The sequence below is a fragment of the Microbacterium testaceum StLB037 genome, assembly GCF_008763945.1.
GTDB lineage: Bacteria > Actinomycetota > Actinomycetes > Actinomycetales > Microbacteriaceae > Microbacterium > Microbacterium testaceum_G.
This window is the reverse complement of record NZ_VTQH01000001.1, coordinates 1,350,409-1,362,430: the sequence shown is the minus strand read 5'-3', so window position 1 is coordinate 1,362,430 and position 12,022 is coordinate 1,350,409. Positions and strand designations below refer to the sequence as shown.

The window sequence follows — 12,022 nt, the reverse complement described above, 5'->3', positions numbered from 1 at the left end:
CCGCCGCGTTGGGCTGAGTCGCCGTCTCACGTCGCAGCGTTTGCTCGGCTTGGTCCCCCCCCCCCCCCCCCGGTCGGGACGGGCGCCTGTCTGCCCCGGCGATACCCCCCCTCACACCAGACTGATCGCAACGTTCTCAGCCTTGGACGGCGCCGCCTCTAACCCGATGCCAGTCTGCGGCGACTGCCCTTACCCCGGACCTCGACCCGGTCGTGTTGGCGGCGGCCGCTAGGGGCCCGACGCCGACCGGATAGGAACGGGCTCCAGTGTCGAACGACGGTCGAGATGGTCTAGTTCACTCCGCAAGTCACGGCAAGAAACCCCCGCGAGCGGATGCTGATCGCGAGTTTCGCCAGATCGGCGTTGAGACGCACGGCGTTGCGTGATGTGCCACGCAAAGGTGTCGCGATTCACAGTTCAGGGGCGAATTCGAGAGGTTATGACGTCCATCGTCCAGGTCGCGAGCCCATCCGAGTTCGCGGCGCTCCGACAGCCCTGTGCCCGCCGTTTCTGCCGCCACACGCAACAAGCATAATGTGGACACCGCACCCGCCCGCATGCACGACGGGCGCAGCCCCAGAGGTTGCCCGCGGTTCACGAGCGCCGTCAGCGGATCCACTCTGCTCACCAGGTCTGCGTCATCCGTGCGCGCCTATAGTCTTCGACCACACCAGGCAGCTGGGCGCGGCCGATCGCGACCAGGACGTCCAGCTCACGCCGGCAGGCCGCCGCCGTGACGCGCTACTGGCTAAGCATCCTCAGCTGAGCGTCGATGGTGTAGGTCAGAGCGATGAGCCGCTCGATGGTCAGCTGAGGCAGCTTCACGTACCGGTAGACGAATTCGGGCGCGAAATGCCCAATTCCACCACGCGGCAAATATTCTGAACCCGACAAGGGGAGCGCCGCGAAAAGTTGCGCGAAATCGAAGAGATCTGGGTGTGACCGGGCAAATTCTTCTCGCGTGAGCCGGTCTGCGGCCGATCTCCCCGCGAGATGAGGCAGAACGACGCATCGCCGGAACTGACCGTCCTGATATTGCCAACCGGCCTCGATCTCGATCCCGTCGACCGTGACATGCCGCCGCCACCCGACGAGCGGCTTACCGTGGCTGATGTCGGCCTCCGTCCACCCCACAGCGGGACCTGCCTCAGCGATCGCGGCCTGGACCCTCCGTGCTCGCAGCTTCTTCAGCGCGGTCCTGGTCTGTGTCGAATCGATCTCATTCAGCTGCGAATTGTCCAGCCACGCAGACTCCTCCAGCGAGTGCACGATTGTCGTGTCGAGGAGCGCACTCAGCAGCTTCACGACGCGTGAGTAGCGTCTGACGGTTTCGATCTCGTACGTGTCCTCGTCGATTTCCGCGACGGCAAGGTCAATTCGTTCGGCGAGATCCTGATAGCTCAGATAGGTCCACCCGTCCCCGGGCTCACGGGGAGGCGACATGCTCAGCAAGACGTGGCGCGCGGGTGCTCCCTTCCATCTCGACGTCTTTCCGCGGTATTCGTCCAGTTGTTGACGCTCGGGAAGTGAGAACACCTTGTTTTCGATGACCAGTGGCGCAGCACCCGGCCAGCGCATCACGAGGTCGAGGTTCTCTTTTTCCCGTTCGACACTGCGAACCGCATTCTCGTTCTGCGGATCACTGTCGGTGAGATCCCGGAAGATCGCATCCGCAACATCGGGGAGTTCGTCGAAGATCCAGGCGAGCAGATTGCTGTGGAATAGCTCCCGCTGCCCGTACATAATGCGGGCCAGAGGCTCCGCGTTGAGTTCACGCGCGAGGTCTCGAACGTGATGCTCTTCGCTGGGGGGAATGCCATCGAGGTACCGACGCACGGGGTTCGCCGCACCCTTGGGAGGCGCAAGTCTCTCGACGCTCGTCCCCACGACTGCCAGCTCCGGCGCCGGCACCCCTTCGAAGCCCCATCGCCCGTCTTGAGAACCGGGGTGCCACTCACCGACCCGAAATGCACCCCTGACGATTCCCCCGGCGACGCCCAATGCGTAGACGGCGCGATCTCGGGTGTCTGCACCGACCCGCCAGTAGCCGCGAGTCGCGTCATAGGTTGACGCCCCATCCGCGCCAGGTGACCACGCGCGATTGATCACGAAAATCACGGTGGGTTCAGGGATTGCAGGGATTGGTTCGGGTGCCGACACGACCGCAATCTATAGGCGTGCGCGCAGCTAAGGAACGCCTCCGCCTGCTTTCTCTGGCCAGGCATACCCGATAATCGCGGCCGTTCGCCAACCGGGACCTCTGCTCGAGCCGGGCATCGCTCGTGCCACTTGGGACGGTCGCGGCATGCCCCAGCGAGTCCGGTGCCGCGGAGGCTCTGGCCCCCATTCCCACCCCGGAGTACCCTCCCCAACCATGAGCCCCGCCACTCTCTTCCTCCACGCCGATGCCGCGCTGCGCGATGTCATCGACCAGCTCGATCCCGCCGACTTCTCTACTCCCGTCCCGAAGGAGTGGAGCCAGCTCGAGTCGCCCACATTGCTCGGCATCCTCGGGCGTCACGCGTACGACGAAGCCTGGATCCCCGACGTGCTCGCGGGCCGCGCGGCCGCGGACGGCGACCCCTACGCCGACGTCGATCTGCTCGGCGACGACCCGATTGCGTCCTACGACGCCCTCAACGACAAGGCGACAGCAGCCGTGCGGTCTGGCGACATCGCCGACACCTTTCGCTTCACCTATGGCGACTACCCGGCCGACGAGGGGTTCACACACCTCGCGCCCTACCGCGCGTTCCAGGCGTACCAGATCGCGAAGCGGTTCGGCATCCCGTTCCACCTCTCCCCCGAGCTGATCGCGGGCATGAACGAGCTCGTCGTTCCGCACGCCGATCAGTGGCGCGAGTGGGGCGTCTTCCCGCCGGCCATCGAGCCGCACGCCGATGCCGACGACGAGACGCGGCTGCTCTGCGCGCTGGGGTTCTGGCAGCCCTGAACCTGGCGGTTCCACCGCGCCGCGACGGCGTACGGGACGCCGGTCCGCGGCGGTCGCAGCACCCCAGCGAAGGCGGGGACTCCCGCGCGAGGCGCCCGCACCGAAACACATACGTCAGTCGCAGCTGCGGTAGACGTACTCCCCATCGCCAGGCGTCACCAGGCTGTGATCGCGCAGGATCATGACGGCCGGTCGATCCGGATCACCGCACGCTTCAGCGAAGCCCTCCTGCCCGAGCTCGTCCGTGTACTCGATGTCGAGCACCACCGGGTACTCCGCGGCATACGCCCCGCACTCCTCGAACTCGACGCACGACTCGGTCACCGCGAAGTCGTATCCCAGGGCGCGAAGCGCGGATACCTGATCGGCCGTGTTCTTCTGCGCGATGGCGAGGCCCGCGGCGTGGGCCCGCTGAGCGTAGGTCGCGGCGAGGGCGAGGTTGTCGTCGGCCGTAAGGGCTCTCCCCGACCGCGTGTACGAGTCGAGGTTGTCGATCTCCACGGCGGCGAAGCCGTCGGCGGCGCACCCATCGATCCACTCCCCCACCAGCTCGGCGAGCGCGGCACGCTTGTCGGCGGTCGAGGTGTCGAAGAGGAACTCGTCGGGCCACCCCTCGTCGACGAGCGGGCCGGATCCGGTCTGCACGACCAGCTCGGGGCGGGCGGCGGCGAAGGCCTCCGACTCGTGGGGCTGGGTCTGAAAGCCGTTCACGTAACAGATGTCGTACCCCGCACCCGAAGGCTCCGCGGTGCGATCGCGCTCCACGATCGTGACCCCCGGTGGGGGCGGGTAGGGACCGCCGAGCTGGTAGTCAAAACCGCTGGTCGTGTTGGGCAGGCGCACGGACGGGTGCACGTCGTCCGCCGGGCTGATGGCCCCCGTGGGCGCGCAGGCGGCCACGAGTAAGGCCACCCCCAGCACGGCGGCAGCCCCGAACATGGGGAGACGCCGGGTCCTGGCATCCGCCCTGCTTAAAGGCGAGCCGAGCGACCGCACTACCATCACCCCAGCCCGAACTGGTGCGACGGATCGAGGTTCTTCCCGAGGATCCCGGTGATGCGCGCGAGGTGGGCCAGATCTTCCGGCGAGAGCGCGTCGATCACGAGCCTGCGCGCCGTGGCGATGTGTCGAGGGGTCGCGCGGATCAGTTCTCGTCGCCCCGCCGCGGTCAGGGTGGCCATGCTGACGCGACGGTCGGCGGGCGAGATCGACTTCTCGATCAGCCCGCGCCCCTCCAGCCGACGGCACACGTGCGACACCCGCGGGAGCGTCGTGTTCGTGGCCCCGGCGATCTCGCTCATGGATGCCGTCGCCTCGGGCATCGCGCGAAGGTACGACATGAGGCCGAACTCGTAGTGCGTCATCGCGGAGTCGCGCGACAGCTGCGCATCGAGCTCGCTCGGCAACAGGGTGCAGACGCGCAGTAGTCCGAGCCAGGCCTCGCCCTCTTCGGGGCTCATGCGCGGAACGGCGTAGGTCATGGAGTGCTCCGAACGTCGGGAGCGGGAGGGGTTACTGCGCCTTCACGCTACCCCGATGTCGAGGTGGTGGCCGGTGTGATCGCGCTTCGCCTGCAGGTAGCGCGCGTTCGCCGCGGTCAAGTGCACCCCGGTCGGCACGACGCCGTGGACAGTGATCCCGTGAGCGGCCAACTGTGCGACCTTGTCGGGATTATTCGTCAGAAGCCGGATGCCACGGAGCCCGACGGCAGTGAGCATCTGGGCCGCCGCGGTGTAGTCGCGTTCGTCTTCACCGCGACCCAGCGCGGTGTTCGCCTCGTAGGTGTCGAGCCCGGTGTCCTGCAGCGCATAGGCGTCGAGCTTCGCGTACAGCCCGATGCCGCGGCCTTCCTGCCGCAGGTAGAGAAGCGCGCCGCCCTCGATCGACAGCCGCTCGACGGCCTCGCGCAGCTGTGGGCCGCAGTCGCATCGCTCCGAACCGAACACGTCGCCGGTGAGGCATTCGCTGTGCAGCCGCACCAGGGGAGCATCGTGGCTCGGCGAGGTCCCGTCGAACGACAAGAGCAGGTGCTCGGCTCCGTCGGCGAGGTGACGGAAGGTCGACACGCGCGCGGTCGCCTCGAAGCCGTCGGCGAAGCGCAGCGGGATCCGCACCTCGGTGCGGACCTCGGCGCGCGGCAGGACGTTGATGGGCGCGGTCATGCTGCACCTTCTTCCGGCGTGACGGTCAGCAGGGTTCCCCAGGGGTCACGAAGCCGCAGACTCCGGCCGTCGTCCTCCGCCGCGATGCCACTGTGGCGGGCGCGATCGGCGAGGGCGAGCACGTCGCTGCGTTCCGGCATCCGGAGACGAACATCGCCCAGACCGAGCGAGACCGCGCGGGGGCCCGCGCCGGCACTGTGCCACGTGTTCATGCCGATGTGGTGGTGGTAGCCGCCGGCCGAGATGAACAGCGCCGACCCGAGGTCCATGACGACGTCGAAGCCCAGCGTGTCGACGTAGAAGCGGCGCGCCGTGGGGATGTCGCCGACCTGCAGGTGCACGTGCCCGATCGTGGCCTCGCCGTTGCTCTCGCGGGAGGGGTCGAAGTGCTCGCGGAGGAAGGCGTTCGGGTCGATCGCCAGGTTCTGCGGCATCCATCCAGCGGGCTTGTTCTGCCAGACCTCGACCGGAAGGTCCCAGTACAACTCGATGCCATTGCCCTCGGGGTCGTGGAAGTAGAAGGCGTTGCTGAACGTGTGGTCCGTCGCACCCTCGTACAGGTGCCCCGCGTGCCGGGCCATCGACATGACCGCCGCGGCGAGCGCCGCGCGATCGGGGAACGCGATGGCCGTGTGGTACAGCCCGGCGTCGTGCCGGCGGAAGGGCGGCAGGTCGGGCGTGTGGGTGAGGGTCACGATCGGGATGCCGTCGCGGCCGAGCGTCGCGCGCGGACCGGACTGGTCGAGCACATCGAGAGTGACGGCGCGGCGGTAGAACTCCGTCTGCGCGTCGAGGTCTGCGACGAGGAGTTCGACGGTATCCATGCGCGTGGCGTCGGCCGCGGCACCGGCGGTGTGGAGGGGCGACGGGCGCCAGGTCAGCGCGGGAGCGGTCATCGGGTTCGTCCTTTGGCCTGCGGAGCGGACCATCCGCTCGCGGTTAGTTGACGCAACAACTAAACGCAGGACCTCATTCCCGGGACGTCGCCCCTTAGGCCGGCATCTCGAAGACGAGCTCTCGGCCGTCTTCGTCGTCCCACTGCTCGCCGACCTCGACGAATCCGTATCCATCGATGAGCGCGAGCGATGCCGCGTTGTCGGGACTGATGCTGGCGCGCACGGTCTTGACCGCCGGATGCCGCTGAGCGACCGCCAGAAGGATTTCGAGGGACTGCCACGCATAGCCCCGACGGCGGAACTCCGGGTCGACACGATAACCGACCTCGACCATGCCGGCCGCGTGGGGAGCCCCGTGGAAGCCGGCCACGCCGACGGGCACGTAGACGCGGGGGTCGACGATCAACCGCGTGATCCACGCTGCGTCCGCTGGAGCCTCTCGAACTTGCTCGCTTCTGATGCGCCACAGTCCCGCGCATTCCGGTCCCGCGAGATAGGGCGACACATCTTGCGAAGCGCGCGACGCAGACCCACCGGTGGCCAGAGCGTGCAAGACATCTTCCGGCACGACGTCCAAGTGGATTCGGGATTGCTCTGGCCGGGGGTGGTGCCACGGAGAGCTGGTGATCGTCATCGACGACATCGTCGCACAGCCCCAGCGCGGGCCGCGCAAGCTGAACTGGGAACGCCGAGGGGAGTTGTCCGGACGTTTGCTCCCGGACGGACGGTTCAGGGGCAACCCCGACGGGGGCGTCGTTACATCCCCGGCGCCATATCCGTGAACCGCGAGTAGTGGCCCTGGAACGCGACCGTGATCGTGTCGGTTGGGCCGTTACGGTGCTTCGCGACGATCAGGTCGGCCTCGCCGGCACGCGGTGAGTCCTTCTCGTACGCGGCCTCGCGGTGCAGCAGCACCACCATGTCGGCATCCTGCTCGATCGAGCCCGACTCACGCAGGTCGGAAAGGGCCGGCTTTTTGTCGGCGCGCTGCTCGGCGCCACGGTTCAACTGCGACAGCGCGATGACCGGAACCTGCAGCTCCTTGGCCATCAGCTTCAGCGCACGCGAGAACTCACTGACCTCCTGCTGACGCGACTCCACGCGCTTTCCGCTGGTGAGCAGCTGCAGGTAGTCGATGACGACCATCTTCAGACCCTCGCGCTGCTTGAGGCGACGGCACTTGGCGCGGATCTCGACGAGCGTCATGTTGGGGCTGTCGTCGATGTAGAGGGGCGCGTCGTTGATGCGGCCGCGGGTGGAGGCCACCGTGGTCCAGTCGCGCGAGTCGAGCGTTCCCTTGCGCATGCTCTGCAGGGGGATCTGACCCTCGGCGCTGAGCAGGCGCATGGCGATCTCGCTGCGACCCATTTCGAGCGAGAAGAAGATGCAGGGGGCGTTCGACTTAATCGCGGCGGCGCGGGCGAAGTCGAGCGCGAGCGTCGACTTACCCATGGCGGGGCGCGCGGCGAGCACGATCATCTGGCCCGGGTGCAGACCGTTGGTGAGCTGGTCGAGGCCGGCGAAACCGGTGGGAATGCCCGTCATCGACCCGTCGCGGCCGCGAGCGGCCTCGATCTCTTCGACCGCGGCATCCACCGCCGTCGTCAGGGGGATGTAGTCCTCGGCGCTGTCATCGCCCGAGACGTTGTAGATCTCGGCTTGGGCGCTGTTGACGAGCTCGACCGGGTCGCCCTCGCCGGCGTAACCCATCTGCACGATGCGCGTGCCGGCCTCGACAAGGCGACGCAGCATCGCGCGCTCGGCGACGATCGACGCGTAGTAGCCGGCGTTGGCGGCGGTCGGCACGATCGAGGTGAGTGTGTGGAGGTAGTCCGCTCCCCCGGCGCGCTGCAGCTCGCCCGTCTTGATCAGCTCGTCGGTGACGGCGACGACGTCGGTGGGCTCACCGTGCGAGTAAAGGGTGAGGATGGCCTCGAAGATCAGCTCGTGCTTCGGCACGTAGAAGTCGGGGCCGCGCAGCGACTCGATGACATCGGCCACGGCGTCCTTCGACAGCAGCATGCCACCCAGAGCGCTCTGCTCGGCGAGCATGTCGTGCGGGGGCGTGCGCTCGGGGCGCGGCGCTTTACCGAGACGTTCTTCGGCGATGTCGGCGATCGACACGGGCTCTCCTTCGGATTCGGGCACCCCCCTGCCGGGCCTCGCGCGCGTGTAGGGCGTCGCGGAAACGGGGCTCGGGGCGGCCTCGGCAGCATGAAATCACCGACGTCCGACATCGACGCGCGCGGCAGGGTGATCCGGCTGCCCGAGGGGCTGCACCCACGCTAGATACCACGCCGTCCCCATGCAAACGAGCCTGTGGATAACTCTGTGGAGAGACTGCGGGAAACGCCGCCGTGTCTGTGCACAAGTGCTGTGGAGAACTCGGTGGATGGATCGAATTTTTGGACCGGAAACGACCTTTGACCGGGCATAAGTCTGTCCACAGGTTTGCTGAGGAAAACCCGAGTGAACTTGGGATTGAAGGTTGTGCGCTAGGGCATCCACATGTGTACAACTGCGGGGATAACTCGGCGGAGAGCTACCGAGATCGCACCCCCGTGTCAAGTTTTTCTCGAGACCCGGCGTGTCGGTCCCCGGCGTGAGGGGTGAACCCTGCCACTACCTAGATTTCACCCGGGGTCTTCCGAAACTCTCACCCCGGGCGTATCGTCGCTCGCCAAGTCGGAGATTCACGAATATTCACCTTTGGGGGGCGAATCGTGGAGAACACGTTTGAGTGGGGGGCCTCGCGCGTTGTGCGTGTGGTCTTCCTCGGCGTGCTCGCGATTCTGGGCTTCCTCGCCCTCTCGCTCTTCTCCTCCGCATCTTCCGCGTCCGCCGACGACGGCTCCGGTTCGGGGCTGCTCGGTGCCGTGGGTTCCACCGTGAACGGCGTCACCGACACCGCCGGCGGCACCGTCGAAGCGGTCGCCACCCCCGTTACGCAGGCGGCCGAGCCGGTCGTCGAGACCGTCGTGACCCCGGTGGTCGAGACGGTCGTCGAAACCGCTGAGCCGGTCGTTCAGCCGGTCGCCGAGGTGCTTCCCGCCCCCGTCGCCGAGACCGTCACAGCCACCACCGAAGCCGTTCCCGCCGTGGTCCCCGCAGTCGTCCCCACCGTGGTCGACACCGTCAACACGGTCGGCGACACCGCCAACGGAGCTGTCAGCGGCACCGTCGGAGCGGTCGGAGACATCGTCACCGGCGTCGCCGGATCGGGCGTGGTCGGCGGCATCGTGAACCCGGTCGTCGACACCGTCGAGTCGCTCCCCATCGTGGGCGCGGTCGTCGAGGGCACGGGCCTCGGTGGCGTCGTCACCGGCGTGAGCGACACGGTCGACGAGTCCCTCCCCGTCGTCGTGGGCGAGCTGCCCGCCGTGGCCCCGGTCGTCCCCGCCATCCCCGGCGGAACGCAGACCGGCGGCGGCTCGACCCCCCTCCCCTCGCTCCCCGGTGTCGACCTCCCGGGCCTCCCCTCCGCGAGCACGCCCGACGCGAGCGAGACGCTCGCGGGTGCCCTCACCTCCGTCCAGACGGCGAAGGCCTCGGTCCAGGCGACCGCTGACCAGATCGCGCGCCTGTTCCGCGACACCGCCTCGGCAGCCACCGAAGCCGCTCGGGCCGCCGCCGACTCGGCATCCATCGGCTCTTCCTCCCCTACCGCCGACGACGCCTCGGGCGTCACCTTCGGCGCCAGCACCGGAACGGCCTCGTCGGCCTTCTCGGGTTCGGGAGCGGGCGGCGCATCCGCAGCCACCGCCGACCTCGGCGCTCAGCTGGCCGCCATCGTTCTTCTCTCGCGCGGAGGCGACGTCGACGACGACCTCCCCGCCCTCCCCGTCTACGGCACCGACGTCTCTCCTGACTGAGGACGGTCGCACCGTGCATCGCACGGCAGACGACCACGCGCACTCACGCGCACCCTCATTCATCTACAGGAGAAACTCTCATGCGAAAGATCTACTCACGCGTGCTTCTGGGCACGCTCGTCGGAGGCGGCATCGCCGTCCTCGGAGCCGGCATCGCCAATGCCGCGGAAACCTCGGGAACAGACGGACTGCTCTCGGGTGACCAGGCCATCGTCTCGGTCGACGCGCCCGTCACGGTCGGCGGTAACGCCGTCTCGCTGATCGGCGACAGCCACAGCGAAGGCGCCGACACCTCGGCCCCCGCGGCGGCGCCCGCCCCGTCCGTCACCACCGATGGCAGCGACAGCATCGGCGGCGGCAACCAGGGCATCGTCTCGATCGATGTGCCGGTCACCGTGGGCGGCAACGCCGTCTCGGTCGTCGGAGACAGCCACAGCCAGGATGCCGACACCCACGGCGGATCCGCCGGCGGCGGCGCCTCGAGCGGTGGCGGTGACGTCGCCACCGACGGCAGCGACAGCATCGGCGGCGGCAACCAGGCCGTGCTGCCGGTCAGCGTGCCCGTGACCGTCGGCGGCAGTGCCGTGTCGGTCATCGGCGACAGCCACAGCGAGGACGCCACCACCACCGGCGGCTCGGGCTCGGGCAGCGGTGTCGGCGACGTCTCGACGGACGGCACCGACAGCATCCTCGGCGGCAACCAGGCGGCAGCGCCGATCAGCGTTCCGGTCACCGTCGGCGGCAACGCCGTCTCGGTCATCGGCGACAGCCACAGCGAGGACGCCACCACCACCGGCGGCTCGGGCTTGGGCTCGGGCAGCGGCTCCGGCTCCGGCTCCGGCGACGTCTCGACGGACGGCACCGACAGCATCGGCGGCGGCAACCAGGTGATTGCCCCGATCGCGCTCCCCGTCACCATCGGCGGCAACGCGGTCTCGGGCCTCGGCGACAGCTACACCGAAGGCGCCACCACCACCGGCGGCGGCGCGGGCACCGGCACCGGTGACGTCTCCACCGACGGAAGCGACAGCATCCTCGGCGGCAACCAGGTGATCGCCCCGATCGGCCTCCCCGTCACGATCGGCGGCAACGCCGTCTCCGGAATCGGCGACAGCACCTCGGAGGGCGCCACCACCACCGGCGGCACCGGCGGCGGCCTGCTGGGCGGCATCACCACCGACGGAAGCGACAGCATCCTCGGCGGCAACCAGCTGATCGTTCCGATCTCGCTGCCCGTCACCATCGGCGGCAACGCCGTCTCGGTGATCGGTGACAGCACTACCATCGGTTCGAACACCGGCACCCCGGGCACCCCCGGAACGCCCGGCACCCCCGGCACCCCCGGAACGCCCGGAACGCCCGGAACGCCCGGAACGCCCGGAACGCCCGGCACCCCCGGCACCCCCGGAACGCCCGGCACCCCCGGCACCCCCGGAACGCCCGGAACCCCCGGAACGCCCGGCACGCCCGGAACCCCCGGAACGCCCGGCACCCCCGGAACCCCCGGCACCCCCGGCACCCCTGGAACGCCCGGCACGCCCGGAACCCCCGGAACGCCCGGAACCCCCGGCACCCCCGGCACCCCTGGAACGCCCGGCACGCCCGGTACCCCCGGAACGCCCGGCACCTCGGGTTCTTCGACCGTGACGGGTTCCGTTTCGGCCGTGTCGGCCACGCCCTACACCGCTGCGACGTCGGCGACCTCGGGCACCGGTAAGGCGCTGGCGACGACGGGTGCTGACGGAGCATCGGCCGCCGGACTGGGCATCGCGGGCCTGGTGGCCCTGCTGCTCGGCGGCGCGCTGCTGCTGCGTCGCCGCGCGACCAGCTGATCTACATGACCGACTGATCCGCACAGGTTCCGTGGAGGGGGCGACCCCTCCACGGAAAGCGACACCGGATGCCGAGTTATTGGGGGGCATCCGGTGTCGCGGCGTGCCCGGCCCCGGGCGGCCACGCGCCGGGTTTTGGGGCGCTTCTCGTGCTTCGGGGCGGATAATTCACGCCCCAATGCACGGAATGCGCCCCAAACCCAGGGATGCGGTGTCCGGGCAGGTCACCGACCACGCGCGGAACGCGCCCTCAACCCATGGGTCAGCGACCGAGCAGATCACCGACCCGCGGCGAACGGCGCAACCC

Annotated in this window: 10 protein-coding genes; 3 read left to right on the top strand and 7 right to left on the bottom strand. The window is 68.7% G+C overall.

Features of this window, described 5'->3' with window-relative positions; genetic code table 11:
- Positions 1–741: 741 nt before the first annotated feature.
- Entirely contained in the window at positions 742–2,160 is a 1,419-nt protein-coding gene (locus tag F9B98_RS06380) for a PD-(D/E)XK nuclease family protein (protein WP_150954444.1), read from the bottom strand.
- A gap of 214 nt (positions 2,161–2,374) precedes the next feature.
- On the opposite strand from F9B98_RS06380, the gene F9B98_RS06375 reads away from it, so the two are divergent.
- Positions 2,375–2,953: a hypothetical protein gene (locus tag F9B98_RS06375; RefSeq protein WP_150954441.1), complete on the top strand. Its 579-nt coding sequence runs from the start codon at positions 2,375–2,377 to the stop codon at positions 2,951–2,953.
- A gap of 114 nt (positions 2,954–3,067) precedes the next feature.
- Here the strand turns inward: F9B98_RS06375 and F9B98_RS06370 are convergent, their stop codons facing one another.
- The 6 genes from F9B98_RS06370 to dnaB form a co-directional block, all read right to left on the bottom strand.
- Positions 3,068–3,892, bottom strand: a complete 825-nt coding sequence (locus tag F9B98_RS06370; protein WP_150954438.1) for an endo alpha-1,4 polygalactosaminidase — start codon at positions 3,890–3,892, stop codon at positions 3,068–3,070.
- A 62-nt stretch (positions 3,893–3,954) separates the two neighbouring features.
- Complete coding sequence (locus F9B98_RS06365; RefSeq protein WP_150954435.1) at positions 3,955–4,434, bottom strand: MarR family winged helix-turn-helix transcriptional regulator; 480 nt, start codon at positions 4,432–4,434, stop codon at positions 3,955–3,957.
- 42 nt (positions 4,435–4,476) lie between these two features.
- Positions 4,477–5,115 (bottom strand): GTP cyclohydrolase II, encoded by a 639-nt coding sequence (locus F9B98_RS06360; RefSeq protein WP_150954432.1) that lies wholly within the window; start codon positions 5,113–5,115, stop codon positions 4,477–4,479.
- Positions 5,112–6,011 (bottom strand): VOC family protein, encoded by a 900-nt coding sequence (locus F9B98_RS06355; RefSeq protein ID WP_150954430.1) that lies wholly within the window; start codon positions 6,009–6,011, stop codon positions 5,112–5,114. The genes F9B98_RS06360 and F9B98_RS06355 overlap by 4 nt, the downstream gene beginning before the upstream one ends.
- 94 nt (positions 6,012–6,105) lie before the next feature.
- The gene (locus F9B98_RS06350; RefSeq protein ID WP_150954428.1) at positions 6,106–6,645 is read right to left on the bottom strand and encodes a GNAT family N-acetyltransferase; all 540 of its coding nucleotides are present in this window, start codon (positions 6,643–6,645) and stop codon (positions 6,106–6,108) included.
- A gap of 122 nt (positions 6,646–6,767) precedes the next feature.
- A complete protein-coding gene (dnaB, locus tag F9B98_RS06345; RefSeq protein ID WP_394685232.1) occupies positions 6,768–8,063 on the bottom strand; it encodes a replicative DNA helicase in 1,296 nt (431 codons plus the stop codon).
- A gap of 671 nt (positions 8,064–8,734) precedes the next feature.
- On the opposite strand from dnaB, the gene F9B98_RS06340 reads away from it, so the two are divergent.
- Both F9B98_RS06340 and F9B98_RS16110 read left to right on the top strand, forming a co-directional pair.
- Positions 8,735–9,883, top strand: coding sequence for a hypothetical protein (locus tag F9B98_RS06340; RefSeq protein ID WP_150954425.1), 1,149 nt, complete (start codon positions 8,735–8,737; stop codon positions 9,881–9,883).
- Positions 9,884–9,963: 80 nt separating this feature from the next.
- A complete protein-coding gene (locus F9B98_RS16110; protein WP_225310247.1) occupies positions 9,964–11,715 on the top strand; it encodes a hypothetical protein in 1,752 nt (583 codons plus the stop codon).
- Positions 11,716–12,022 lie beyond the last annotated feature (307 nt).